The organism is Acetobacter sp. DsW_059 (assembly GCF_002153695.1).
Lineage (GTDB): Bacteria > Pseudomonadota > Alphaproteobacteria > Acetobacterales > Acetobacteraceae > Acetobacter > Acetobacter thailandicus.
In genome coordinates, this window is record NZ_JOPI01000016.1 from 80,503 (window position 1) to 107,444 (window position 26,942).

The 26,942-nt window shown below is 53.0% G+C and carries 22 protein-coding genes and 1 tRNA gene; 19 read left to right on the forward strand and 4 right to left on the reverse strand.

Going from position 1 to position 26,942, the window contains the following annotated elements:
- Positions 1-32: 32 nt before the first annotated feature.
- On the reverse strand, positions 33-2,189 hold the full coding sequence (locus tag HK25_RS04725) for a TonB-dependent siderophore receptor (RefSeq protein ID WP_233127699.1): 2,157 nt from the start codon (positions 2,187-2,189) through the stop codon (positions 33-35).
- A 190-nt stretch (positions 2,190-2,379) separates the two neighbouring features.
- Here HK25_RS04725 and HK25_RS12780 point away from each other — a divergent pair, with 190 nt between their 5' ends.
- Genes HK25_RS12780 through HK25_RS04735 form a run of 3 tightly spaced genes read left to right on the forward strand, consistent with a single transcriptional unit; the run spans position 2,380 to position 4,471 of the window.
- Positions 2,380-2,721 (forward strand): hypothetical protein, encoded by a 342-nt coding sequence (locus HK25_RS12780; protein ID WP_143295963.1) that lies wholly within the window; start codon positions 2,380-2,382, stop codon positions 2,719-2,721.
- Entirely contained in the window at positions 2,721-4,175 is a 1,455-nt protein-coding gene (locus tag HK25_RS04730; RefSeq protein ID WP_158092918.1) for a PepSY domain-containing protein, read from the forward strand. The genes HK25_RS12780 and HK25_RS04730 overlap by 1 nt, the downstream gene beginning before the upstream one ends.
- Complete coding sequence (locus HK25_RS04735; RefSeq protein ID WP_086635479.1) at positions 4,172-4,471, forward strand: hypothetical protein; 300 nt, start codon at positions 4,172-4,174, stop codon at positions 4,469-4,471. The genes HK25_RS04730 and HK25_RS04735 overlap by 4 nt, the downstream gene beginning before the upstream one ends.
- Here the strand turns inward: HK25_RS04735 and HK25_RS04740 are convergent.
- Positions 4,435-5,292, reverse strand: coding sequence for an N-acetylmuramoyl-L-alanine amidase (locus HK25_RS04740; RefSeq protein WP_086635480.1), 858 nt, complete (start codon positions 5,290-5,292; stop codon positions 4,435-4,437). The genes HK25_RS04735 and HK25_RS04740 overlap by 37 nt on opposite strands.
- A gap of 602 nt (positions 5,293-5,894) precedes the next feature.
- On the opposite strand from HK25_RS04740, the gene HK25_RS04745 reads away from it, so the two are divergent.
- The 8 genes from HK25_RS04745 to HK25_RS04780 all read left to right on the forward strand — a co-directional run bounded on the left by HK25_RS04745 (position 5,895) and on the right by HK25_RS04780 (position 13,161).
- Positions 5,895-8,669: a ribonuclease E/G gene (locus HK25_RS04745; protein ID WP_086635481.1), complete on the forward strand. Its 2,775-nt coding sequence runs from the start codon at positions 5,895-5,897 to the stop codon at positions 8,667-8,669.
- A 118-nt stretch (positions 8,670-8,787) separates the two neighbouring features.
- Entirely contained in the window at positions 8,788-9,492 is a 705-nt protein-coding gene (gene hisG / locus HK25_RS04750) for an ATP phosphoribosyltransferase (RefSeq protein WP_086553641.1), read from the forward strand.
- A 17-nt stretch (positions 9,493-9,509) separates the two neighbouring features.
- On the forward strand, positions 9,510-10,823 hold the full coding sequence (gene hisD, locus HK25_RS04755) for a histidinol dehydrogenase (RefSeq protein ID WP_086635482.1): 1,314 nt from the start codon (positions 9,510-9,512) through the stop codon (positions 10,821-10,823).
- A gap of 71 nt (positions 10,824-10,894) precedes the next feature.
- Complete coding sequence (infA, locus tag HK25_RS04760; protein WP_003622234.1) at positions 10,895-11,113, forward strand: translation initiation factor IF-1; 219 nt, start codon at positions 10,895-10,897, stop codon at positions 11,111-11,113.
- A gap of 5 nt (positions 11,114-11,118) precedes the next feature.
- The gene (locus tag HK25_RS04765) at positions 11,119-11,751 is read left to right on the forward strand and encodes a nucleoside triphosphate pyrophosphatase (protein WP_086553639.1); all 633 of its coding nucleotides are present in this window, start codon (positions 11,119-11,121) and stop codon (positions 11,749-11,751) included.
- The gene (locus tag HK25_RS04770; RefSeq protein WP_086635483.1) at positions 11,748-12,854 is read left to right on the forward strand and encodes a ribonuclease E/G; all 1,107 of its coding nucleotides are present in this window, start codon (positions 11,748-11,750) and stop codon (positions 12,852-12,854) included. Before HK25_RS04765 ends, HK25_RS04770 begins: the two co-directional genes overlap by 4 nt.
- Positions 12,847-13,011 (forward strand): DNA gyrase inhibitor YacG, encoded by a 165-nt coding sequence (locus tag HK25_RS04775; RefSeq protein ID WP_086635484.1) that lies wholly within the window; start codon positions 12,847-12,849, stop codon positions 13,009-13,011. The genes HK25_RS04770 and HK25_RS04775 overlap by 8 nt, the downstream gene beginning before the upstream one ends.
- Positions 13,012-13,085: 74 nt before the next feature.
- Positions 13,086-13,161: transfer RNA gene (locus HK25_RS04780), tRNA-Phe, on the forward strand.
- Between the two features lie 40 nt (positions 13,162-13,201).
- On the opposite strand, the gene HK25_RS04785 is transcribed toward HK25_RS04780, so the two are convergent.
- Complete coding sequence (locus HK25_RS04785; RefSeq protein WP_086635485.1) at positions 13,202-13,522, reverse strand: hypothetical protein; 321 nt, start codon at positions 13,520-13,522, stop codon at positions 13,202-13,204.
- Between the two features lie 185 nt (positions 13,523-13,707).
- Between HK25_RS04785 and HK25_RS04790 the strand changes: the two genes are divergently transcribed.
- The 3 genes from HK25_RS04790 to HK25_RS04800 all read left to right on the forward strand — a co-directional run bounded on the left by HK25_RS04790 (position 13,708) and on the right by HK25_RS04800 (position 18,730).
- The gene (locus tag HK25_RS04790; RefSeq protein WP_086635486.1) at positions 13,708-15,174 is read left to right on the forward strand and encodes a hypothetical protein; all 1,467 of its coding nucleotides are present in this window, start codon (positions 13,708-13,710) and stop codon (positions 15,172-15,174) included.
- Positions 15,175-15,307: 133 nt separating this feature from the next.
- Positions 15,308-18,106: a DNA polymerase I gene (gene polA, locus HK25_RS04795; RefSeq protein WP_086635487.1), complete on the forward strand. Its 2,799-nt coding sequence runs from the start codon at positions 15,308-15,310 to the stop codon at positions 18,104-18,106.
- Positions 18,107-18,109: 3 nt separating this feature from the next.
- Complete coding sequence (locus HK25_RS04800; protein ID WP_086553633.1) at positions 18,110-18,730, forward strand: SCO family protein; 621 nt, start codon at positions 18,110-18,112, stop codon at positions 18,728-18,730.
- Between the two features lie 10 nt (positions 18,731-18,740).
- Here HK25_RS04800 and HK25_RS04805 read toward each other — a convergent pair whose 3' ends face one another.
- On the reverse strand, positions 18,741-20,879 hold the full coding sequence (locus HK25_RS04805) for a protein-disulfide reductase DsbD (protein ID WP_233127700.1): 2,139 nt from the start codon (positions 20,877-20,879) through the stop codon (positions 18,741-18,743).
- Between the two features lie 399 nt (positions 20,880-21,278).
- Between HK25_RS04805 and HK25_RS04810 the strand changes: the two genes are divergently transcribed.
- Genes HK25_RS04810 through HK25_RS04830 form a run of 5 tightly spaced genes read left to right on the forward strand, consistent with a single transcriptional unit; the run spans position 21,279 to position 26,916 of the window.
- Positions 21,279-22,904: an ABC transporter substrate-binding protein gene (locus tag HK25_RS04810; protein ID WP_086635519.1), complete on the forward strand. Its 1,626-nt coding sequence runs from the start codon at positions 21,279-21,281 to the stop codon at positions 22,902-22,904.
- On the forward strand, positions 22,901-23,920 hold the full coding sequence (locus tag HK25_RS04815) for an ABC transporter permease (RefSeq protein WP_086553632.1): 1,020 nt from the start codon (positions 22,901-22,903) through the stop codon (positions 23,918-23,920). Before HK25_RS04810 ends, HK25_RS04815 begins: the two co-directional genes overlap by 4 nt.
- A gap of 14 nt (positions 23,921-23,934) precedes the next feature.
- Positions 23,935-24,909, forward strand: coding sequence for an ABC transporter permease (locus HK25_RS04820; protein WP_086635488.1), 975 nt, complete (start codon positions 23,935-23,937; stop codon positions 24,907-24,909).
- Positions 24,899-25,906 carry an ABC transporter ATP-binding protein gene (locus HK25_RS04825; protein ID WP_086635489.1) on the forward strand — a complete coding sequence of 336 codons (1,008 nt, stop codon included), beginning with the start codon at positions 24,899-24,901 and terminating at the stop codon, positions 25,904-25,906. The genes HK25_RS04820 and HK25_RS04825 overlap by 11 nt, the downstream gene beginning before the upstream one ends.
- Positions 25,907-25,914: 8 nt before the next feature.
- Complete coding sequence (locus HK25_RS04830) at positions 25,915-26,916, forward strand: ABC transporter ATP-binding protein (protein WP_369824730.1); 1,002 nt, start codon at positions 25,915-25,917, stop codon at positions 26,914-26,916.
- The last annotated feature ends 26 nt before the right edge of the window (positions 26,917-26,942 follow it).

A 26,942-nucleotide genomic window follows, 5' to 3' on the forward strand; every position in this document is an offset into this window, starting at 1 on the left:
AAAAACTATTTCTTCAGTCAGCATTTTTTTGATTATAAATCTGTCGTAAACGAAAATTTAAAGGTGCGTGGTTCCCCCTGCATCAAATATCCTCCGAGAGAAGACGCCCAGTAACGATTATTGGCAATATTATCGACGCTAAAACGCAGTGTCATTGGCTTATGCTTCACAGCAAAAGTGTAACGCATAGCGATATCAAAACGGGTCCATACAGGCAAGTGCATGGTATTACCTGCGTTAACCCACTGCTTGCCCGTATTAACAACACGACCAACCACTGTGCCTCCCTGCAAAAAAGGCAGGTCATATTCAAGGTTAGCATTCAGCGTGTAGTTCGGCACACCAATAGCTGTTTTCCCTTTATTATCGCCCTTAACAATATGGGCATCGATAAGGGTCGCCCCTCCGTTAAAGCGCAGCCCCTTTATAATAGTGCCATTAACATTCAGCTCCGCACCGCGGTTACGCTGCATTCCATTCGCTGTAAAACGATAATAATCGCTCTGAGCTGTCGCGGCCAGATAAGCCTGCGGCTGCGATATCTGAAAAAACGCGAGTGTCGTTGTGAAGCGGCCGGTGTCATATTTTGCACCCACTTCATACTGAACACTTTTATAAGGCGGGAATACCTCTCCGAGGTTAACAATATTCGTACCCGCAGCCACCGGCCCCTGAGACAACCCCTCGATACGGTTAAAATAAACAGATGTACGGCGCGTGGGATGAAAAACCAGGCCGACAACCGGTGTAAAATCACCCTCATTATAATGATCGGTGCGGGCACGGGTGTTATAATCAAAAGCGTTGATGAGCATACTCTGGTAACGAAAGCCTGCAGTCAACGCGATACGGTCATGCCAGAAGGTCACCGTATCAGAGAAGAACAGACTATAAAGGCGCGTTGTGTTTTTTGTTTTAGGGTTATGAATATTACCACCAACATAAGAGTTGTTTAATGGAGCAGAGTATTGAGGATGGTATAAATTATTTGCGGCCGGCGTTAACGACATAGCATAGGCTGTAGCTGTATCCTCCCACAATCCGTTACCACCCGCATTAATTTCATGCTTAAAAAACCCAGTATTGAAATGGGCTCTGAGGCCTGCACGGGTACTTTCATTGGTCTGTACATAAGGCACATACATACTGCCATTAGTACCATCACCTGTGCTGACATTTTTAACAGTCAGGTTAGAATATAGCCCCTTTTCGTTCGCCCCCATACCGCCAAAAGCACCATAAAGTGTAATATGCTTTGTCAGGTCATGCTCAGCATTCAGCATCCCGAAAATATAACTCAGATCATTATAGGCCCAGTGCTGACCATAGTTTTTTGAAGCTGACGGTACACGTGGCACACGCGTAACATCACTTCCCAGAAACACAGCTGACCGCCCGCCATTCACGCCCTGATTCTGGTAATTCATATCCACTGAAATGCGGGTATTGTCGTTATGCCAGTCAAAATCGGCTCCCACCACAACACTGTGACGGCGCTCGTTCTGAATAGCATCCTCTCCGTCACGACCGGCGACATTCAGTCTGAACCCATAATTTTTATTATCACCAAAGCGTCGGCCAACATCGATGCTTCCTTCTCCCATCGCGCTGCTGGTATAGCCGCCTGTGACGCGCGTAACGGGTGTTTTTTCAGCATGTTTAAACATCAGATTAATGTTGCCGCCAACCGCCGAACCACTCGGGGCTGCACCATTAAGAAACGCGCTGGCACCATTAAGAATCTGCACCTGATCATATAGCTCAGGAGAGACAAGCTGACGCGGGGTAATGCCATAAAGCCCGTTAATAGCAATATCATCACTATTCAGTACAAAACCCCGGATCACAAACATCTCAGAAAAATTGCCATAGCCCATAGTCGTACGCACAGAGGGGTCATTTTGCAAAACCTGCCCCAGTGTCTGCGACTGCTGGTTTGCAATCAGGCTGGAAGAGTAACTGCGGATATTAAACGGCACATCAAGCCCACGTTTTGTGCCAAGTGCGCCAAGCTGCCCACCGCTGCCCACTTCCATACGGTTACGACGACTGGCCGTAACAACCAGCTGTTCATCCTCTCTCGCCTCAATTGCTTTTTCGTTCGCATCACTCTCCCTGGTTTTGACTATATTTTTTTTATGATCGGATGCTGTCTCTGCTGCCTGAGCCGAAAAAACACCGCCACTCATAAAACCTGTCATGAGAAGACACGTAAAAATTCGGGAAGCTGACCGCTGACGAGGTAACATGAGTAATCACACATTCTGAGAGGGGTTCAATTGAGCGGCCTTATATACGCAAATGAGAAACATTCTCAATGAATATTTCAAACAGCTCTGCTATAAGGCGGATGTCTAAACCTGAAGAAGCGCGAATCTCTTGCCGGCACTTTCCTCTTCTCCCGCTCAGCACACCCCCCTCACGCAGAACGCACATAAGCTGCGCAAACCGGCAGTGCGACTAATGCCATGGCACCGCGTGCTATGGCTGCTTTGCGCCGGCTGCCTCGCCTGGAGTGCTGCCCTCTCATGGGCAGACCTGCTCACAGCAGCCAGCCGCCTTAACCCTGCCCAGGGCGCTATGGCCATAACTGCATTTGCGACAGCCTTCATCCCTGCACTTATTGTCATTGGTTATGGTGCGCGCATGCATAAATGGGGTTTGTGGTTTCTGGTCCTTTTAAGTATCAGTGGCATCGTAATAAAAAACCTGGCGCTGTAATGACTAAGCCCGGAATACGTGAGACTTTTCGCCTGCATATGGGCTGGCTGCACAGCTGGGTGGGTTTTATCGCCGGGCTGGTACTGGCCTGCATTTTCCTCACCGGCACCCTGACTGTTTTTGATCAGGAAATAACGCAATGGATGCAGCCCGAGGTTCCGCTCAGTCCATCACACCACATCACGCCTGAAGCATTACAAACAGCGGCTGATGCAGTTTTGCATAATCAAAAACAGGGACGCGCCGTTTTTATTAACCTGCCTTCAGCCCGTGACCCGGTGCTCAGAGTGCTGCACTATAACGGCACTGCTTTCACCGGCCCTGCTTATGACCCTGCAACGGGGCTCCTTCTTAAAGGACGCGACACCGAAGGCGGTCAGTTCTTTTATAATTTTCATTATACACTTCACAGCGGTCGGATTGTGGGGGGTATTCTGACCGGCCTGGCCGGACTGTTTCTGCTCGTTGCACTGCTCTCAGGCCTTATCATACATCTGCGGTCCATATGGCCCGACATGGTCCTGTTTCGTCCCTTTGGCCCCAGACCCCGTGCCTGGCTTGACGCGCATCTGCTAACAGGCGTTCTGTTTCTGCCTTTTCTGCTGGTCATAACCTACACCGGCACAATTATTCAGCCTTACAGCCTGTTTGCACAAAAGCCACGCCCTGCGGCAGCCACACCTGCCAGACATATCGAAACAACTACTCTTCCGCCCCTTTTCCCGCTGATTGAAGAGACAAAAAAACGCCTGAATACACAGGAATGTGGATTTATCCTCTTCACGCCAGAAGACATACGCATTTCACGCAGTGATTATTCCAGTCTTTTTCTCACGCGCGATCAGGCCATTTTTGACCGTAATGACGGGCATTTTTTACGCATCATTACACATGACAGCACAGCCGACAGGCCTTTTCAGCTCGCACGCGGCCTGCACCATGCACGTTTTTCAACCTCTGTTTTGTCCTGGCTTTATTTTCTTTCAGGCCTGAGCTGCACCATCCTCATTATCAGTGGCCTGGTGCTCTTTCTGATCAAACGCCGCCGTATATCCGGTCACATGACTGTTTATAAACTGGCGGAAGGGTTTTGCATTCTGACAGTCGTGGGTCTTCCCATCAGTGCGCTGGCATTTCTATGGGCAAACAGACTGATACCAGTTTCTTTTCCAGGGCGGGCCGAAGCTGAAGTCAGCGTATTCTTCGCCACATGGACACTCTCAGCCACGCAGGCAATTTGCTTTTCGCTCGCCAGACGCCCTTTTACCGCATGGACGATGCAGCTGATAACTCTGGCAGCACTGAGCGTAGGCCTGCCCATAGCTGATGCACTCATGGTGCCTCACCCCACTCCGCGCAACGTAGCCTTGTCATGCACTGTTGATATATGGTGCCTTATAACAGCCACTGCCGCAGCTGTTGCTGCCATGCGCCTGATAAAAAAAACGTCATGATCTTTATATTTATTTTTCTGCTGTGGTTTACAGGCTTTCTGGCACACGAAATCGTGCAGCCGCGTACACGCAAACTGATAGCACTCTCACCCTTACCCATCACCACACTGCGTTATGTACGATTTTTACTGCCAGGCGCAGCGCTGCTCCTCAGCCTGCACACGGACTGGCAAACCGGCGTGATGATCTGGCTGGGGCTTGGCGCCTGTGCCGGCATTGTCTGCGCTCTCTCACTGGCCTTATGGCGACAAAATGCAGCTCAGCCTGACAGACCGGCACCTTCAGAAGCAAAATAACGATTAACTGCCTGGCACATTACACCAGCGACCATAGCCCTGTGACCCGCCTGACGCAGGGCTGCTTCATCCAGACGATTCGACATAAACCCCATTTCAACCAGAACAGACGGAATTTGTGCTGACTTAAGAACGGCAAATGCAGCATGACGCTGAGGATGCGGCAAAAGATTAATACGATTTTTAAAAGATGACACAACAGCACCGGCCATAGAGGCTGATCCCTTACGCGCCTCTTCCGTCACCAGGCTGGCCAGAATCTGCTGAACCTCGGGTGTGGCGCCACGTACAAGCGGCCCGCCATAACGATCAGCGCTGTTCTCTGTCCGGGCCAGTGCCGCCGTCTGCGAATCAGAAGCGCCATGCGAATGTGTATAAACACTGGCACCACGCACTGATTTATTCAGCAGCGCGTCAGCATGCATAGAAATAAACAGGGAAGCTCCGTGCTGATGCGCCATTTCCACACGACCATCAAGCGGAATAAAATGATCACTCGTGCGCGTCATCGCCACACGATAACGCCCCGTTGCAATGAGCTGACGGTGGAGTTCTGTCGCAGCTGCTTCAGCCACATGCTTTTCATAGGTACCTGAAAAACCAATCGCCCCGGGGTCCTTACCGCCATGGCCCGGATCAAGCATCACAAGAGGTAAGGCAGGACGTGCCCTCCCTGTGATGGCAGGAGCATGAAGCGTTGAATGACCTGACGAAGTAACCCTGTGAGTGCCTGAGGCAAAAGCCGTAGCAGGCACGATACTGCCCAGTAAAGAAGCACCACCCGTAACAGTCAGCAATTTTCTGCGCGCCAGTTCGAACATGATCTTTCTTTCAGGTCATATTATGGCCAGTCTACGCGGCCTGTTTCTTATCCTGCCTGCACTAACCTCGTGATGTACCACGATTCTGGCCAGTCTGCTCATGAAAAAACATTTCGTAACAGTATACAACCCGTAATCACAGCATGCCCGCAAAATGTCAGCCGCGTCATGCTGTAAAAAAGTAGCCGGCCTGAATGACTTGCGCATTCTTCTGCTTTGCGTCATGGTTGATAATAGCGGCATATAAAAGCAATAACAGGCTTTTGTGTGCCCTGTTACTGTTTTCTGGATGCTGAACTGAATGCGGCAGATAGCGTGCGTTATTTAAGGTCATTCCGCACCACCATCGCAGACATGAAAGCAGGACTATTAAGTGATTGAAGGATTTATGAGTGTAGCCCAGGCCCGGAACGTCAGATACGTGATCAGATCACAGGCAGAGCTCTGCCTGTGCCAGCACGACGTTCTCCAGGCTACATGTTCCGATTTTTTTCTGTCGAGTGATTATTCATGCCTGCCGGAAGCGCCCCTGTCGCAGATCCGTTCGTCACGACGGACAGATCTGACAGGCTGGCCCCCGCAGCATCGGAGTTTTGTTTTTGATGTCCAAGCGTATGCTAATCGATGCAACACATGCGGAAGAAACGCGTGTTGCGGTAATGGGTGGAAACCGGCTTGAAGATTATGATGTTGAAATAGCTGCAAAAAAACAGCTTAAAGGGAACATCTACCTGGCGCGCGTTGTGCGTGTTGAGCCAAGCCTTCAGGCCGCCTTTGTAGATTATGGTGGCAACCGCCACGGTTTTCTTGCTTTCAGCGAAATTCATCCCGACTACTACCAGATTCCTGTTGCAGACCGCGAACAGCTGCTGGCCCTTCAGGCTGAAGAAGAGGCCCTCCTTGAGGCGGCCGAACGCGAAGAAAGCGAAGAGCCACCTGAAGCACGATCTGAAACAGACGACGATACTGCTGCATCTGTAACCGAAGACGATTCGCCTGCTTTTGAAGGGGGGGATGAAGTCCCTGAAGCACGTACACGTTCACGCAATGATGCGCCTGATTATGTTGGCGGCGAAACAGACACCGGCGACGAAGCCCTGATACAAAAGCGTATTGCCAGATTTCTGCGCAATTACCGCATTCAGGAAGTGATCCATCGTCGCCAGGTTATTCTGGTGCAGGTTGTCAAAGAAGAGCGTGGCAATAAAGGCGCTGCGCTGACGACCTATATTTCTCTGGCTGGTCGCTATTGTGTGCTGATGCCCAACGCACTGCGTGGGGGTGGTGTATCACGCAAAATCACCTCAGTGCCCGATCGCCGCCGCCTGCGCGACATTATTTCTGACCTTGAGCTGCCACGCGGCATGGCCATGATTGTCCGCACAGCCGGTGCCCAGCGCCCTGGCCCCGAAATTACGCGTGACTGCGAGTATCTGCTGCACCTGTGGGACGACATTCGTGACCACACATTGCAGTCTCTGGCACCTACGCTGATTTATGAAGAAGCAAGCCTCGTCAAGCGCGCTATCCGCGATGGCTATACGCGTGAAATCAGTGAAATTCTGGTTGATGGTGAAGCCGGCTGGAAAGCTGCCCGTGACTTTATGCGCCTGCTTATGCCGCAGCATGCCGACAAAATAAGGCTGTGGAACCGCAATAACCAGTCACTTTTCACGCATTACCATGTCGAAGGTCATCTCGACGCTATTTTCTCCCCGACTGTGTCGCTGCGTTCTGGCGGTTACCTGGTCATCAACCAGACAGAAGCTCTGGTTGCTATCGATATTAACTCAGGTAAAGCCACAAACCAGAGAAATATCGAAGAAACAGCTTTCCGCACTAACCAGGAAGCTGCAGACGAAATTGCCCGTCAGCTCCGCCTGCGTGACCTTGCCGGCCTGATTGTCATTGATTTTATTGACATGGAATCCCGACGCCACAACGTCATGATCGAACGCCGCATGAAAGATGCGCTGCGTAATGACCGGGCTCGTATTCAGATGGGTAACATCTCCCATTTTGGCCTGATGGAACTTTCACGGCAAAGACTGCGCCCCTCTGTCGCAGAGGCGGTGTTTGCACCCTGCCCGCACTGCCATGGCACTGGCATGATACGCAGCATTGAAAGCTCTGCGCTGCACGTACTTCGTGCCATTGAAGAAGAAGTCAATCGTCGCAGGGCCTCTGCACTGACTGTATATGTTGACGGCAATATCGCTCTCTACATCCTCAACAATAAACGCTCATGGGTTGCAGAAACAGAGAAACGTCACGGCGTCAGAATTCTCTTTGCGGCTGACAATACACTGCCTGCCCCTGAAATTCGTATCGAACGCCAGCAGGCCAGCGGCAGAGAAGAGCGCTTCTCTTCACCTGTTACTACCCCGGCTGATGCGCCTCTGGCCGCTGAAACTGCACCAGCAGCACAGATCGTTGCGACCGAAACACCGGCTGAAACCAGCGAGCAGAATATCTCTGCAACGGCCCCGGCTGCAGGCGAAGAAGAACCCCGCCGCCGCCGCCGCCGCCGCCGCCGCGGGGGTAACCGCGAGGACCGTGCGCAGCAGCATAATGACCAGAACCAGTCTGACGCGCCTCAGCCTGTACAGTCAGAATCCTCTGACACGCCGGAACCGTCTGATGAACAGCCGGATGTTGCACAGACCGAACACGCTCTGATGCCAGGCAGACGTCGTACACGTCATTCACGCGTGCGCCGTCCGGAACAGCAGCAGGCCAAACAGTCTGAGCAAAACGATAACAAAGCAGTCAGACATGTGCCGATCTGGAGAGGGCCAACACCCGCTAATCCGTTCGGTGATGAAGTGGAGATGTTTGATCTGACTGATGAAGATCCGACCGAGGAAACTTCAGACTATCCGGAGCCTGTTATCAGAGCTGTTGCAACTGCAACTGTCAGCAAAGACAACATAACGTCACCGGAGTCTGCTGAAAAAGAAACCGGGGATCAGCCACAGAAAAGCCGCAACTCAAGGCGCAGACGCTCTGGCCGCGCCAAACAGACTGAAGCTGAAGCGACAGAGACAGGTGAAGTGGTCACACAGGATGATTCTGCCGCACCGGCACAGGCTGATGAACCAGCAGTCGCGACTGAAGACAAACCTAAGACACGCCGCAAACCAGCCCGCAAAAAGGAGCCGGAAGTCGTAGCTGAAGACAGTGGTGAGGCCGTGCAGGAGAAAAAACCTGCCCGACGCAGACGCACTTCGAAAAAAGCTGAAGCTGCTGAAAGCGAAAGCTCCGCACCAGAGAAGGCCGGCACAGACAACGATGCTGACCCTTCAGTGGTGCAGCCTGTTGTGATCAGTGACGAGGCCCCCAAAGGTCGTCCCCGCACCGGATGGTGGCGTCGCTAACATTTAAAACAATCGTGAGCAGAGAGGAGGCCCGGCCTCCTCTCTCTCAATCTTTGCCGCATCAGCCTCCTGTGCTAGGAACATTCGTGTTCTCTGTTTTGTCCCGACCGGAAGTTTCATGACCGCGCCTCAGCCTGCCACGAAAGACCACCAGCCTCTTATTCTGGCTCTGCCAAAGGGGCGTATTCTCAAGGCTGTTACGCCACTCCTCGAACAGGCTGGCCTGACCCCCTCTGACGACTGCCTGGGCGACAGCAGCCGCAAACTACGCTTTCCGACAAGCAATCCGAATATTGATGTTGTGCGTGTCAGGTCATTTGACGTAGCAACCTTTGTCGCCACAGGCGGTGCACATATTGGTATTTGTGGCGCCGATGTGCTGATGGAATTTGACTACCCCGCCATTTATGCCCCCCTTGATCTGGGCATTGGTAAATGTCGTATTTCAGTCGCACAGCCTGAAAACCTGCCCCACAGTGCTGATGAATGGTCACAATGGTCTGAAGTGCGGGCAGCTACAAAATATCCTGCTATTACACGCCGTTATTTTGCTGCACGTGGCATTAACGCCAATATTGTGCACCTGCATGGCGCGATGGAACTGGCCCCTATGCTGGGCCTGTCCCGCCTGATTGTTGACCTGGTTGATACCGGCTCAACTCTGCGTGCTAATGGCCTGCGTGAAGTCGAGACGATTGCCAGTGTTACCAGCCGTGTCATCGTAAACCGCACAGCTCTTAAAACCCGTCCTGAAGAAATTACAGCTATTCTCGATACATTCCGCGCAGCCTGTAAAACTTCCCTTCCACTTGCCACAGTCTAAAAGGTGCATGCACTGTCATGAAACGGCTCGATATTCGTGATTCAGGCTTTGAGGCCGGCTTCTCTTCTCTCCTTGCCTCACGCGAAGAACAAAGCGACAAGGTTAACGAACCCGTTGCTGCCATTCTCGCACAGGTACGCAGAGAAGGAGACACCGCGCTTTGCGCTCTGACCGAAAAATTCGATCGCCTGCCACTCACACCTGATAAGCTGGCTTTCACAGCAGACGAAATTGAGCAGGCATGCGCTGAAGTCAGCCCCGAACTGCTTGAGGCCCTCGACCTGGCAGCCACCCGTATTGAATCATTTCATAAAACTCAGCTCCCTAAAGATACCCGCTATACTGATGACGCAGGTATGACACTGGGCATGCGCTGGATTCCCCTTGATGCAGCCGGCCTGTATGTACCTGGCGGCAAGGCGGCCTACCCCTCATCAGTATTAATGAACGCCATCCCGGCACGGGTTGCGGGTGTACAACGCCTGGCAATGTGTGTGCCAACACCTGACGGTATAATTAACCCACTGGTTCTTGCCGCCGCACGACGCGCCGGCGTAACCGAAATTTACCGTGTGGGCGGAGCACAGGCAGTCGGAGCCATGGCATATGGCACACAGACAATCAGCCCGGTAGACCGCATTGTTGGTCCGGGCAACGCCTATGTGGCTGAAGCTAAACGTCAGGTGTTCGGGCATGTCGGCATTGATAGCATTGCCGGACCTTCTGACGTGGTGGTTATCGCCGACTCGAACACTGACCCGCGTCTGATTGCACTTGATCTGCTTGCACAGGCCGAACATGACGAAGAAGCTCAGGCGACTCTGATTACACCTGAAGCCTCTTTTGCTGACACTGTGACAGCCGCTGTTGAGGCCGAACTCAAAGTACTGACCCGCTCAGCTATTGCCCGCACCAGCTGGGAGCGTAACGGCGCGGTTCTTGTTGTACGCAACTTTGACGAAGCCATAGAACTGGCCAACCGCCTGGCCCCTGAACATCTTGAACTGATGGTCGATGACCCTGAGCCTCTGCTGGCTCGTGTACGCCACGCAGGCGCGGTTTTCCTTGGTCGTTACTGCCCTGAAGCTGTTGGAGATTATGTCGGCGGCCCCAACCATGTGCTGCCCACATCACGCACGGCACGCTTTGCCTCAGGCCTCTCTGTTTTCGACTTTATGAAACGCACAACTTTCCTGGCAGGCGGGCCTGAAGCCCTGAAACGCATCGGCCCTGCCGGGGTCGCTCTGGCCACCGCTGAAGGGCTTGAAGCACACGCTCTGAGCATCTCTGCCCGGCTTGATGCACTAACGAAAAATACACCTAACGCTTGACCGCAGGCTGGCACTCACCCATACCTGCACAACACAACCTTGATGAGACCCTAAAATGAACGAAGGATGCCATGTCTAAAGAGGACATGATTGAATTTAGCGGCACAGTCACCGAACTCCTGCCCAACGCAATGTTTCGTGTCAAACTTGACAACGAACACATGATTCTGGCCCACACCAGCGGCAAAATGCGCAAAAACCGCATTCGTGTTCTGGCTGGTGACAGGGTCAATGTTGAAATGACCCCCTATGACCTGAGTAAAGGTCGTATTACCTTCCGCTTCAAGTAAGCATCATGACAATGCCTGGGGCACCCGGCAGCGACAATGCAACACGCCCGGCTTTTGTCCTGGCATCAGCATCACCCCGCAGGCTGGACCTTCTGGCTCAGCTCGGGCTGGTGCCTGACCGTGTTTTGCCTGCCAGTATTGACGAAACACCCAGGCGTGATGAGCCGCCACGTCAGTATGTAAAGCGTATGGCTGATGAAAAAGCCCGGCGTGTGGCTGAGCAGCTCTCTGACCCGGCTTTAATTCTCGGGGCGGATACTGTTGTCACGCTCGGGCGGCGCATTTTGCCCAAAGCGGAAGACAGAGCTACAGCACGTCAGTGCCTGAGCATGCTCTCTGGTCGTCGTCATACTGTTATGACCGCAATCAGGCTTATGCCCTCTGCTGCCTGGCCTGAGGGACGCACCTGTGAGCGGGTAACAGAAACCGTTGTTACGTTCTCGCGCCTTTCTGATTATCAGATTGACGCATTACTTGATGCCGGCGACTGGGAGGGCAAAGCTGGTGGCTATGCTCTGCAGGGGCATGCCGCAGGCTTTATACGCTTTATCTCAGGCAGTGCTTCAGCCGTTATTGGCCTGCCACTGTTCGAGACAGCACAGCTGCTGCGTGGACAACCTGGCAACTGGCTGCCGTGACACAGCAACTTTACCTGGCTTACACGCCCGGAGAACTGCGTCTTGCTGTCGTTCAGGACGATGAACTCCTGGACTATACTCTCTGGCGACCTGATTTTCCCGACGGTGTGGGGGACCTGTATCACGGACGTATAGCGACACTTGTACCTGCTATGGGCGGTGCATTTGTCAATATCGGCCTGGGCGGGCAGCAGGGCTTTTTGTCTCTCTCTGGCAACCAGGCGCAGCTTACCGAAGGGCATAACCTGATTGTGCAGGTCACGCGCGCGGCCCTTGGCGGTAAAGGCCTGCGCCTGCGCCTGCCACAAGGCACACAGCCCGACCTGCCAGCCTCATCACAGCCAGGCCTTATAAGCCGCGGGCCAACCCCGCTTGAACGACTGGCTCAGCTCTGGCCACAGGCTGAGTTATGTGCTGACAGCCCTGAGGCCGCAGCGCTTATCCCACCAGCTTTACGTGACAGACGGCGCAGATTATTTCAGCCTGTACCAGCCAGCATCAATCAGGCATGTGATGCGCTGGCAGACACAATCGTCACACTCCCCGGCAGGATGAGTGCAAGCATTACTCCCACACCGGCACTTATCGCAATTGATATGGATGCCCCTCCCTCTGCCTCAGGGCAGACCAAGCAAACAGCTCAGTTTGCTGCTAACCGTGATGCCCTGCCTGCCTTACTGCACCAGATCAGGCTACGAAACCTTTCCGGGGCTATTCTCATTGACCCGGCAGGTCTCGCTGTCAAAAAACGTCAGGCTTTGCTTGAACCTGTCAGAGCCATGCTTAAAGCTGACCCGCTACAGCCACGCTGTCTGGATATTACAGCGCTGGGGCTGATTGAAATTGTACGGGCCCGCATACATCCCTCATTACCTGAACTACTTACCTCCCCTCAGGGGCGTGCTCTGGCAGCGCTGAGAGCTATGTGCAGCGAAGATGCAGCCCAGGCGACTCAGCTACGTGGCAGCCTGCGGCTGATTGCTATTCTTGAAACGATACCGCAGACTGTGGCTGACTGTGCCCGCCTGCGGGGTAAACCATTTATATTAAAATCTGATCCCTCTTTGCCCGACTTAAGCTGGAGAACAGACACAAATGACTAAAACTGCTACCTGCCCCATCTGCAAAGCACCAGCAAACCATGAAACACGGCCTTTTTGTTCACGCCGCTGCGCTGACATTGACCTGGGCCGCTGGTTTAATGGCACGTACAGTATTCCTGTCCCGGCCGAACCTTCAGAAAAAAACAAAGAAAATTAACAGAAAGCGCATTTAGTCTCTTGATCATCTGAGCGGGGTGAGATAAACCCCTCTCACGCTGTAAGGCTTACAGTGCCCAAGTAGCTCAGTTGGTAGAGCAAGCGACTGAAAATCGCTGTGTCGGTGGTTCGATTCCGCCCTTGGGCACCACTTTTTAAAGTGGTTTTAAGCCCTCTCTCCAATAAAATCTTTAGTCTTTCAAACCCATCCATTTCGGGTGTTTGCGTTCAATCCATTCGAGAATAACGCCGCTTGCCCGCCTTAAAAGGGGGGCATCATCTGAGAGCAGCAATAAGCCAAGGGGCAGCATCCATATGCCCAGCACAGGCAAAAACCACAAAAACCCACCAAGAATAAATAAAACACCAGCTGGAATACGGGTCCACTTTGCTTCAGGGCGGCGCAGGCGCGCTACATAATTCTGTATTTTTACAGGCAAACGCGCCAGAAGAAGCTGAAGACGCCGTTCGCGTTCATCTTCCTGGCCGGGAGATATAGTGCTCTGTGACATAACAGTGCTCCTCCTTGCTTACTTACGGGTGTTTTTTTATTCTGGCATATATTGATACTGCCAGCATTATACTATTGTGTATCTGACTTATCCTTCCGGACAGTCATCTCTTTTGCTTGACGCCCCCTGCCTTCTGTCATACGGGCGGAAACTTCCATACTGAGAAAACGCACAGGAAGACGACATTGCATATTCTGAGGCCATCAGGCGCCCGCCCTGGCTTTTACAGCGCGCTCACTTTATGCCTTTTCATGGCATTTGCAGCCCGCCTGCTGGTCGCCATTGTGTGGCCGCAGCCCTGGCGACCAGATGAAATTTTTCAGTATATGGAACCGGCACATAAACTGGCATTTGGAACCGGCATAACCACCTGGGAGTGGCATGCCGGTATTCGCTCATGGCTGGTACCTGGTATTATCGCTCAGCTTATGAAAATCGGTGCAGCCTGTGGCATCACACAGCAACTACTGTTTATCAGAGTCTGCACCGCTTTCTTTTCTTTGCCGGTTGTTATTGCTTTTTTCTGGTACGGCTGGCGCAATGGCGGCAGCGCAATGGCGTGGACACTCGGAGTCTCTGCTGCGTTCTGGCCTGACATTCTCAGCGGTGGCATTCGCACACTGGGGGAGTTTCTGGCTGGGAATGTTTTATGTGTGGGCGTTATCTGCCTTGTTGCATACCGTCAGGAAAGCACGACAAGAACCTGCTTTTTTCTGGCCGCTGTTTCAGGCTTTTGTTTAAGTCTGGCCGCTGCCATCAGGTTTCAGATAGCCCCTGCCTCCGCCCTGGCGTTCCTCTTCCTGCTTCAAAAAGGCAAAATAAAACCATTTTTCATCGGCTGCCTCGCTGCTTTAATACCTGTTACTGCGCTTGGCCTGACAGATTATCTGACGCTGGAGCAGGCTTTTCAGTCTGTTTTCAGAAACTATCACTATAATCAGACACTAGGCGTTGCGAACAGCTTTGGCAAAAAATGGCCTGGCTATTATGTGCAAAAATATGCCCTGCTGTGGGGCGCTTTATTTCCTGCTCTGATTTTCTTTTGCATTAAAAGTGGCAAAGAGAGAAGAATACCCCTGCTGGTTGCTATTTTTATTGTTTTTTATCATTCTCTTATCCCACACAAAGAAGTCAGCTTTGTTTACTCTGCTGTCCCACTTCTTGTCTTTTGTGCAGCCTGCGGATGCTATACGCATATTATCGCCAGGCTCAGTCCTGCAGCCATGCCTGTTGCAGGGCTGAGCCTCTTACTGCTCTTTGCTTTTTACAGCAGCTACACCCCTTATCTCTCACGCGGCAATTATGGCATCAGCTTTGAATTACAGGCGACACACCGGCATGATATTTGTGGCATCGGACTGCTGACAGACCCTCAGGCTGACACCTATCGGGAAATAGGTGCCGGGTATTCAGGGCTGACAAAACATATCCCTCTCTACCTGCTGACCTCACCTGAGGAAGTAAAAACAACACAGCAGCATTATAACTACCTTATTACCAGCACGTATGGAGAGAGTGGTTCTCCGGGAGCAGACTGGCAGCAGATAAAATGTAAAGAGGATTCTGTTTGCCTCTACCACCGCCCTTCAGGCTGTGACGGCGCCCCCGATTTTGAGCAGTTCTCACAAAAGCTGCATACTCTCAGTAAATAGCCGCTTACAGGCTGCTTACATAAGGATAACGGCTCTGCGTTCTGGACATCCGGCACAAGGCCGCATATCCCACTGATGTGCCCCTGCTTCTGGCACATCAGTTTCTGACAGCTCTTCACCTGGTTGCCGCATCATGACTCAGACCTCCACACCTCATCTTGTCCTTGTTGATGGCAGCGGTTTTATCTTCCGCGCGTTTCATGCCCTGCCACCAATGACCAGCCCGGCAGGTGTGCCGGTTAATGCTGTTTATGGCTTTACCAACATGCTCTCGCGCCTGCTGCGTGAACATGCAGGCAGCCACCTGGCTGTTATTTTTGATGCGGGCAGACACACCTTCCGTTCAGAAATATATCCGGCCTACAAAGCTCACCGCCCTGAAGCCCCCGAAGAGCTGCGCCCGCAATTTGCCCTGGTACGTGATGCAACCCGGGCATTCAATGTGCCGGGCATCGAATTACCAGGCTGGGAAGCCGATGACCTGATTGCCTCCTACACCCGAGCCGTTCAGGCCATTGGCGGCACCTGCACTATTGTCTCATCCGACAAAGACCTGATGCAGCTTATTGGCAATGGCGTCAGCATGGTTGACCCCATGAAGCAACAGCCCATTGGTCTTGCCGAGGTTGAAAAAAAATTCGGCGTCACCCCGGATAAAGTGATTGATGTGCAGGCATTAATGGGTGACTCAAGCGATAACGTACCGGGAGTGCCAGGCATTGGCCCTAAAACGGCTTCTGCCCTGATTAATGAATTCGGCACACTCGAAGCTGTGCTCAGTGCTGCACCGGAGATGAAAAAATCCAAAAAGCGCGAAATGCTGATCGAGCATGCAGAGGCAGCCCGCATCTCACGCCGCCTGGTTGAACTGGCCTGTGACGTTCCCCTGCCTGTCGCTATTGACGAACTGACCGTAAAAGAACCTGAAAAAGAAACTCTGGCTGCCTGGCTTGAAAACATGGGCTTTCGCTCACTCATCAGCCGTATGGGTATGGCCACCTATGCCGGCACAGAAGCACACAGAGCAGCCCGCGCCACAGCTGAAGCATCAGTCAACCCGACAGAAGCTCAGGCCGACACCGGCATTTCTGAAACAATTACCGCCCCCCCTTACAGCGGTTATGAGACCGTACGAACAGCTGAAGCGCTTGAACGCTGGGTTGCCGCCGCGCGGGAGGCCGGCCTGTGCGCCGTTGACACAGAAACAGACGGCCTTGACCCGCTGAGTGCCGGTATAGTTGGCATCTCGCTGGCGACGGCACCTGGCAAAGCCTGTTACGTGCCACTGCGCCACCAGGGCACCCTGGAAGAGCCTGCAGGCGAGCAGCTCAGCCCGGATGATGCCATTACTCTGCTACGCCCGCTGATGGCCGACGCAAGCGTGCTGAAAATTTTTCAGAACGCCAAATTTGACCTGCTGGTCTTTGACCGTGCAGGCCTTGATTTTACAGACATCAGCCCGACTGATGACACGATGCTGCTCTCTTACGTGCAGTCCGCCGGCCTGCATGGGCAGGGAATGGATGAGCTGTCTGCCCTGCATCTGGGGCACAAGCCCATCAGCTATACAGACGTTACCGGCACAGGCCGCAATAAAATTCCTTTTGCTCAGGTGGCCGTCAGTAAAGCGACTGACTACGCGGCAGAGGATGCCGATGTCACACTTCGCCTGTGGTATGCGTTGCACCCTTCCATGCGTGCAAACCAGTGTCTTGCCCTGTATGAACAGATTGAACGACCACTCTCGCCCGTCCTGGCAGAGATGGAAAAAACCGGCATTGCCATTGATCGTGCAGCACTGAGCCGTTTGTCAGAAGATTTTGCAACCCGTATGGCAGTAATGGAGACAGATATTCACACGGAAGCAGGGCGTGAATTTAATGTCGCCTCACCACGTCAGCTGGGTGAAATTCTGTTTGACGAGATGGGCCTTAAAGGCGGTAAACGTGGCAAAGCCGGAGCATGGGGCACTGACTCCTCCGTATTACAGGATCTGGTCGATCAGGGACATGCCCTGCCAGAGAAAGTACTGGCATGGCGCCAGCTGGCGAAACTAAAAAGTACCTATACCGATGCACTATTGCGTCAGGCTACCACAGACGACAGAGTGCACACCTCGTTTCAGATGGCAATTACCACCACAGGCCGCCTTTCTTCCAACGAGCCTAACCTGCAGAATATTCCCGTCCGCACAGAAGAAGGTACACGCATCCGGCAGGCCTTCATTGCACCCAGAGGCAAAAAACTGATCTCAGCTGACTATTCGCAGATCGAGCTGCGCCTGCTGGCTGATGCCGCTGACATTCCTGCACTGCGGGAGGCCTTTACACAGGGACAGGATATTCACACCCGTACAGCCTCTGAGGTCTTTGGCATTCCGGCTGAAGAGATTGACTCCCTCACCCGGCGCAAAGCCAAAGCTATTAATTTCGGCATTATCTACGGCATTTCTGCTTTTGGTCTGTCAAAGCAGCTTGGCATCTCACCAGGTGAGGCCCGCACCTATATCGAGGCCTATTTTACACGCTATCCCGGTATCAGAGATTATATGGAGCGTATGCGCGAACAGGCCCGTGAACTGGGCTATGTACTGACCTCATTTGGCAGACGCTGCTACGTACCAGGAATTCACGATAAAAATGCAGCCCGCAGACAATATGCCGAACGTCAGGCCATTAACGCCCCGCTTCAGGGGGGGGCCGCTGACATTATCAAACGTGCCATGGTCCGCCTGCCCCGTGCCATAGCAGATGCAGGTTTGTCTGCACGCATGCTCCTTCAGGTGCATGATGAGCTTTTATTCGAAACCAGTGAGGATGAGGCACCGCGTGTTGCTGCCCTGGTGCGCGATATTATGGAAAACGCAGCACAGCTCTCTGTGCCGCTGGTTGTCGAAACAGGTATCGGAAATAACTGGGCAGAGGCACACTAACCCATGACCCCTAAAGATAAACGTGTACTCACCGTCACCCTTACTGTCCTGCTCGCGGCTGGCATTGCCACAGGGGCAGGTACTTTTCTTGCCATGCAGCATGGCGTCAAACTCAACAATTATGGCAATGAGGTGGGCGGCTCTTTTCGCCTGATGGACGCCTCAACCGGCTCAATGACTGACCTGATGTTTCGTGGTCGCTGGATGGTCGTGCTTTTTGGCGCAACTCACTGCACACAGGACGCCTGCGAGACCGCCCTGCGCAACATGTCAGAGGCCCTGAACAAGGTTGACCCTTACCGGCGCAATGCCTCGATTATTTTTGTCAGCCTCGACCCGCAGCGCGACAATGCCCCACGCCTGCATCAGTATACTGATGATATGGGCACACGTGTTGTAGCGGGCACAGCTTCACCTGAAGCTCTGGCTGAGCTTGCCCGCGAATATCATGCTCCTGTCGAAAAAGTATCAGACCCCGAATGGGGCTACACCATGAAGATGTCCCCCTCCTTCGTCGTCATGGACCCGGATGCCCACTATAAAGGCAGCATTGACGCCACGCTGGATGCCGGGGCAATGCAGGCACGTCTCGAACAAATTATGCATCCGGACGTAAAACAGTAAGCCTTTCGGCTTACTGCTCCAGCGTTTTTAAAATCAGTGCCGGCGTAAGAATCTGAGGCAGTGTCACCTCAGGCCCATGCGCCGGGCTGTATACATAAAGTGGCACACCATCACGCCCGTGCGCGCTCAGAAACGCACTGATCGCCGGATTATGGTTAGTCCAGTCACCGCGCAGTACTGTCACACCATATTTTGCAAAAGCCGCTCTGGTTGCCGGAATATCAAGCGCTATGCGCTCATTCACCAGACAGGTAATGCACCAGGCTGCTGACATATCAACAAACACTGGCTTACCCTGAGCTTTAAGTTCGTCAAAACGGGCCTGAGTAAAGGCTTCAACACCCTCTGGCAGGCCGGATGCACGGGCCTGCGATACATTGCCATTGCTCTGGGCCAGTATGGGCAAAAGGCTGAGTGCCCCGACAAACACCACTATCGCCAGGCCATACACGCCATAAAGCCCGTGTGTCATACCACGCTGTATAAAACGTACCTGGGCAACGCCATACAACCATGCTGAAAATGCCAGCATCACCAGCCCGCTCGCCAGCATGAGCACACTCTGCGCCCCGCCCTGTAGCGTAGCCACCCAGACCAGCCAGACGCAGGTTGCCAGAAGAGGAAAAGCCAGGAACTGACGCAGATACTGCATCCACGGCCCTGGTTTTGGCATTTTCGAGGCGAGACCAGGTACCAGGACAAGCAGCAGATATGGAGCTGCCAGCCCAAGCCCCATAGCCGCAAACACACTCAGCCCCGCCAGAGGCGGACCAGAAAGCGCACCGGCTATAGCCACGCCCATAAATGGTGCGGTGCAGGGAGATGCCACCACCGTTGCCAGAACGCCGGTCAGTACATCATGCATATAACCATGTTTGTGTGCGTTTAGACCGCTCCCTGCTGAAACCGGCATAAACTCAAAGACACCAAGCAGATTAAGAGACATAACAAACAAAAGCCATGTCATAGCCGTGACAAACACCGTTGACTGGAACTGAAAGCCCCAGCCAGCGGCACTCCCGGCTACACGCAGGCTCATAATCAGCCCGCCCAGTGCCAGGAAGCTTACCATCACACCAGCGGCATAACAGGCTGCGCTGCCAATTTGTGCATGACGCTGACCATGCCCCATTTTTGCAACTGACAGGGCCTTCATCGCGAGCACAGGAAAAACACAGGGCATAAGGTTAAGAATCAACCCACCCAGCAGCGCAAAAGCGATTTCCTTCAGCAGGCCAGTATGCGCTGCTACTGCAGAGGGCGTGACTGCAGGGGCCTCACTTACCGTTATTGCCTGTGTCAGGGCACGCTGCGCACCATCAGCATCTTTAAGAACAAGCACGCCAGATAATGAACGATGCCCCTTAAACTCTGGCAGCAGCGTGAGCTGAAGAAGCACATCTCCATTTTCAACTCTCAGTTTCTGCTCAGCAGGCTGGTTAATAAGGCCAGGCTGATCAGGCATGAACCAGGCCTCTTTCACCGATCTTTCTGAAAACTGACCACCACTGATTTTGAGCAATCCCTGCGGGGTCATTGTCGCAGTAAACGGTGATGGAACAGGGGTATTTTGTGCAGCGGCTTCAAACAAAGGTGCCTGCGCTGAAGGTGCGGGGGTACCAACCGGCAGCGTAAGTGTAAAATCTCCGCTTTCGGGCACACACAGACTGGCACAGACCAGCCAGTCCGCATGGGCCTTTACCTCGACCCGGTTCTGAACTGCGTCTCCTTTACGGAGAGTCAGCGATAAAGGCAGCACAACATCGCCGGTATAAGCATACGACATCAGGGAGGAATCGGGAATACGCAGGGGCACAGGCCAGATAATAGTACTGGTCTTACCCTGCAACGCTCCCTGAGCTGTAACCTCTGTCGTAACGGCCTCACCGGCATCACCGGGGTTAAGCCAGTATGTATGCCAGCCCGGGCTGAGCTGCAGGCGTAGTGCAACATGCAGGGGGCTCTGCTCGTCTGCTGCATCTGACGCGGTAATGAGCGTTGCAACCGTGTGGTCTGTCTGCACTGTGTTGCTCTGAGCCGCCAGGGCCACATGTACTGGCACCATCATCGTCAGACACAAAACAAAAAAAACAGACGTCACACGTGATAACACTCTGATCTTTTCTGAAAGAAAGGATAAAGCACTCATGAATTCTTTGCGGTTATGACAATTCATGTCCAAATACTTTCAGGTCTGTTCTCTCGTCATAAAGCTTTTCAGCATAGAAAAACTCTTCTTCTGAAAGCTTATTTTTGAAAAAAATCGTTGCAAACTATCTATGCGTTAATGAGAGGTCAACATTACACACTGAAAAATCAGACATTTTGCGGAAAAATATCCTTTTCCTTCGTTTATTACTTTCTTTTCGTTTTAAAAACGGAAATTATAATCCAGGCCCCCTCTTTTAACAGCCAGACCGGAGTATGACATCAGGTGCTGAGATGCCTTACTTTTGCCGCTCGCATGAATTTCCTGCGTGCATCCACTCTCGCTGTTATCGCACAGACACTGTCAGTCAGCGTGGTTATTCTGTCTCCTGCCGTTGCTATGGCACAAAACGACTCACAAACACCTCCCCTGCCACATTCAGGGGGCACACTGCGTATGGTGGCCCAGAGTTCAGGCGGCACGCTCGACCCTCAGATCTCCTATATGGCACTGACGCGGCAATTCGAAACCCCTGTTTATGATACACTCCTTGCCTACCCAAAATTTGCGGGTGCACAGGCAGTGCCCGTAATCGCCAGCCTGGCGGAAAACGTACCACAACCTGAAGATGGCGGGCTGACATATCGTATTACCCTGCGCAAAGGTATCCGGTTTTCTAACGGGCATGAACTGAATACTGAAGATGTTGCAGCGTCTTTCCGCCGTATTTTTAAAGCCGGCAGTCCGACAGCTGGTCCGTATTACAGCCACCTTAAGGGGGCAAAAGAATGCCTTGCTGACCCCGCGCACTGCACGCTGAAAGAAGGGATAACAACAGACCCCGCCAGCCGCACAGTAACCTTCCACCTCGACACACCTGACCCGGAATTCCTCCCCAGACTGGCCTGGTCGCATTCGGCCATTCTGCCCGCTGATACACCAGCCTCTGACACAGGTAACACTGCCCCTCCGGGTACAGGGCCGTATCGTATCACAGGGTATGACCCAACACGTTTTCTGCGCATGGAGCGCAACCCCTATTTTCATGAGTGGGCGCATGATGCCCAGCCAGCCGGCTATCCTGATATTATTGAAGCCACATTTGGTCTTGACCAGGAGTCAGAGCTAACGGCTGTCGAAAATGGTCAGTTTGACTGGATGTATGAGAGCATTCCCCTTGACCGGCTGGGTGAGGCAGGTGACCACTTTGCAGGCCAGGTGCAAATATATAGCCAGCTTCTTTATTATTATGCTGCTCTTAACACCACACTACCGCCCTTTGACAACCTGAAAGCCAGACAGGCGCTCAATTATGCCGTGAACCGCCACGCCATGGTTATTTATCACGGTGGCCCTGCTGTCGCTACGCCAATATGCCAGCTCATCCCCTCCGGAGCACCCGGCTTTGACTCGTCATGTGCCTACACAAAGGGGGCTTCACCAGAGCACCCGGCGGCAGAATGGAAGGCACCCGACCTGGAAAAAGCACGTCAGCTTGTGAGGGAAAGCGGTACAGCCGGGCAAAAAATCACAATCGTCGCACCACTTGACGGGCGCTACGGCGCTATGGCGACAGAGCTGCGTAATACACTGGCTCAACTGGGATATGACGCTTCAGTACGCAGCATGACCCAGGCCGTACAGTTTTCCTATATTCAGAATAGTGACAACCGTGTGCAGGTTGCCCTGACAGGCTGGCAGGCTGACTACCCCTCTGCCTCGTCCTTTTTGCAAACTTTATATTCGTGCGCCACCATTCACCCCCATTCAGACAACTCCCTCAATGTCTCAGCTTATTGCAACCCGGACATTGATGCGCTCATGGATCAGTCTGCCATGCTGGCACTGAAAGACTATGACGCGAGCAATGCCTCATGGGCCAGGGCTGACCGTGCTCTGATGGCGCAGGCTCCCTCCGTACCACTGGTACAGATCAGACGCGTAACCCTGCTGGCAAAACGCGTTCATAATGCCATTGCCACCCTTAATGATGACCTTCTGCTCTCTCAGCTTCAGATCAAATGACCACTGACCTTCACACTCCTGCTTCTCCGGCTCCCTCTGTCAGCCTGTGGCGACAGGCCGCCCGCACCCTTCTGGCTGATAAAGGCAGCATGACAGCCCTTGCTGTTTTGTGCATCATGGTGCTCGCCTGCCTTCTGGCACCACTTTATGCGCACTATGTAGCTCATACTGACGCCTTTGCCTCAAACGTTGCGGGCAGTATTGTCCTTAACGGGCATGAGGTGGATATCATGCAACCTAATGATAACCCGCTCCATCTGGGGCTCAGCCCTATTGGGCCAACAGGTCACACAGCTTATCTGCTGGGGGCGGACAGCCAGGGCCGCGATATTGCTGCACGCCTGCTGTATGGTGGCAGAAACTCCCTGATGATTTCGGCCTGTGCCGCTGTTCTGTGTCTGTTTTTGTCCACCCTCGTGGGTGTCACAGCCGGCTATTTTGGCGGTATCACTGACAGTATTTTGTCACGACTGATGGATATTATGTGGGCTGTACCGGTTTATCTGTTTGCTATTTCCCTCTCCATCATCACGGTCAGGCACGGGCTGCAAATTGGCCCTTTTACGATTGAAGCTGATAACCTGCTTATTCCCATCATCATTATTGCACTGGTTTATGTCCCTTATGCTGCACGTCCTGTACGCGGACGGGTTATGGTGCTGCGACAGGCTGAGTTTGTCACAGCAGCACGCTGCCTTGGTGTGCCTCAGTGGCGTGTGCTCCTGTTTGATATTCTGCCCAATGTGCTGATCACTCTGGTTGTGCTTGGCCCGCTCCTCATGGCGCTGTCTTTACTGGCTGAGAGCGCCCTCTCCTTCCTGTCACTTGGTGTACAGGCTCCCGCTGCCTCATGGGGAACCATGATTCAGGATGGGGAAGGACTGATTTACTCCCGCCCTGTCGTTGCCATTGCTCCGGGCCTTGCGATTGTTTTTGTTGTTCTTGCCCTCAACATTCTGGGTGATGGCCTGCGAGACGCCCTGGACATTCGCAACGCCACGCGCCGTTCGCGCTGAAGGAGGAAAACTCTATGCTCTCAGCTTTTCTCCGCAGGGTCGGGCAGACGCTTATCGTCCTGTTTGGTATTTCCGTTCTGGTATTTCTGGTCTTTTTTGCAACGCCCGGAGCTGACCCGACGGCACGCATTGCAGGACGCAATGCCTCCCCCCAGACGATGGAAAAAGTACGACATGAATACGGCTTTGATCGCCCTCTGCCGTTTCAGTACGCCACCATGATGAAAAAACTCTTCATCACCCGGGATCTGACCTCTTATGCTAATCGTGGTGAACAGGTTGTACCTGAAATTATTCAGGCAGCCCCTGTTACCCTCTCCCTGGTCTGTGGCAGTGCTGTCATCTGGCTTATCGTCTCAGTGGCAATGGGCACACTGGCCGCAGCCATGAAAGGAAGCTGGGTTGACCGCACTCTGATAATGCTCGGCCTTGTCGGTATTTCTATGCCTGTTTTCTGGCTGGGCCAGGTTGCCAACCTGATTTCACTCAGCCGCTATCATGACACATGGCTGTTCTCATGGGTGCCCGGACCAGGTTATGTGCCGCTGACGCAAAACCCCCTGGCATGGTTTAAAGCTCTGGTTATTCCCTGGTGTGTGCTGGCCGTTATGTTTATTGGCATTTACAGCCGTATATTACGGGCTGACCTTGTCGCTCTGGCACAGGAAGATTTTATGCGCACAGCACGCGCCAAAGGTCTTTCGCCAGCCCGCATCCTGATTTTTCATGGTCTGCGCACCTCAGCCATTACTTACGTATCGCTCTTTGGTCTTGATTTTGCACAGCTGCTGGGTGGTGGTGCCTTGCTGACAGAAGTCGTGTTTGGTCTGCCTGGTGTGGGCCGCCTGACATATCAGGCTCTGACGAACCTCGACCTGCCCCTCATTATGGCAACGGTGATGTATTCAGCCACCTTTGTCGTTCTTGCCAATGCTGTTGTCGATATTCTTTATATTCTCCTTGACCCCAGGGTGCGTGATGGCCGTTAATTTTTCCCCCTCCACATCTCAGCCCCTGCTGGAAGTTAAAGACCTGTGTGTCAGCATTCCCTCACACGGGCGCTCTGTAGCCCTCATTGAGCATATTTCCTTCACGCTCAGAGAACGCGAAATTCTCGGCCTGGTTGGCGAATCAGGCTCTGGCAAATCCATTACAGCTACCGCCATTATGGGACTACTTGATACGCCAGGACTGAAAATTACTGGCTCTGTACGCTTTAGGGGGCAGGAACTGGTTGGCCTCTCAGCCAGGAAAATGCGCGCCATTCGCGGGCGTGACATTGCCATGATTTTTCAGGACCCAATGACTGCCTTCACCCCTGTTTATACTGTGGGCTGGCAAATTGATGAGCAGATTATGGCGCATGAGCGCCTCTCTCGCAAACAGGCCCGCGAACGCACCGTGCAACTCCTCGCCGAAATGGGCGTGCCTGACCCGACACGCACAGCAAACCGTTACCCCCATCAGTTATCCGGTGGGCTGCGCCAGCGGGCTGTGATTGCCATGGCCTTATCGTGTAACCCCACACTCCTGATTGCTGACGAACCAACAACAGCTCTTGATGTCACAGTACAGGCGCAGATACTCGAACTCATCAGCACATTACGTGACACACACGGGTCATCTGTTCTGCTCATTACGCATGACATGGGCGTCGTGGCAGAAACATGTGATTCCGTTATGGTACTCTATTCCGGACGCATCGCCGAGACAGGGCTGGCCGAAGCACTTTTTGCTCACCCCAGGCACCCTTATACAACAGCTCTGCTTAACTCCATTCCTCCTTTTTATGGTGAACGCCCCCACAGACTACCCGCTATTGCAGGCACACCCCCCGCCCCGCACGAGCGACCCGCAGGCTGTGCCTTCTCACCACGCTGCCACGATGCACAGACAATCTGCTCGACTATTCCACCTCTCTCCCCTGCAGGAAATGGTCAGCAGGCTGCATGCTTTTTCTCCACTTCAGGCCAGCAGGAACACTAGAAATGTCGATACCTGCACCAGACACAACCAAAACCCTTCTTGAAGTGCGCCACCTGCACAAGACATATCAGCTGCCAGGCAGAAAAACGCTGAAAGCCGTTGATGATATCTCCTTCTCGGTCAGGCAGGGCGAAGTGCTTGGGCTGGTTGGCGAGTCAGGATGCGGCAAATCAACCCTTGGCCGCTGCCTGCTGCGCCTGCTGCCTGCATCATCTGGCAGTATTTTATTTGATGGACAGGACATCACCCGGCTTTCAGAAAGAAAATTACGCCCTCTGCGTCAGAGACTTCAGATGGTTTTTCAGGATTCATCAGCCTCCCTGAATCCACGCCGCCGTATTGGCGACCTGCTGGCTGAACCGCTGCGTGTGCATGCTGACCCGATAAACGGCAAACGCACGGCAGATATGATAACTGCCCGCCTCACAGAATTACTTGATCTTGTCGGGCTACCCCGCTCTGCACTTGAGCGCTACCCTCACGAATTTTCGGGCGGACAAAAGCAGCGTATTAACATTGCCCGCGCCCTTACTCTTTCACCGCAGTTAATTGTTGCTGATGAACCTGTCTCAGCCCTTGATGTCTCAGTTCAGGCTCAGATTATTAACCTTTTCGCAGACCTGCAGGACCAGCTCGGCCTGACATATGTTTTTATTTCTCACGATCTCTCGGTCGTCAGACAAATATCAACGCGTGTTGCCGTGATGTATCTCGGCTCGATTGTGGAAATAGGTGAAACAGACACCGTTCTTCACACGCCGGCTCACCCTTACACCAGCATGCTGACACAGGCGATCCCTCACCCCACAAAAGGAAAAACAGGGCTACCTGCCATTACAGGGGATATTCCAAGCCCGGTTTCACGCCCTTCAGGCTGCCATTTTCACCCTCGCTGCCCTTATGCACAGGCCATCTGCCGCGAAAAAGCACCTGCTTTAGAAAACGTAAAACCCTCCCATATGGTGTCGTGTCACTTTCCTCTGGTTGCATTACAAAAAATTTATGTATAAAAGTTAATTTTAATAAATACATAATT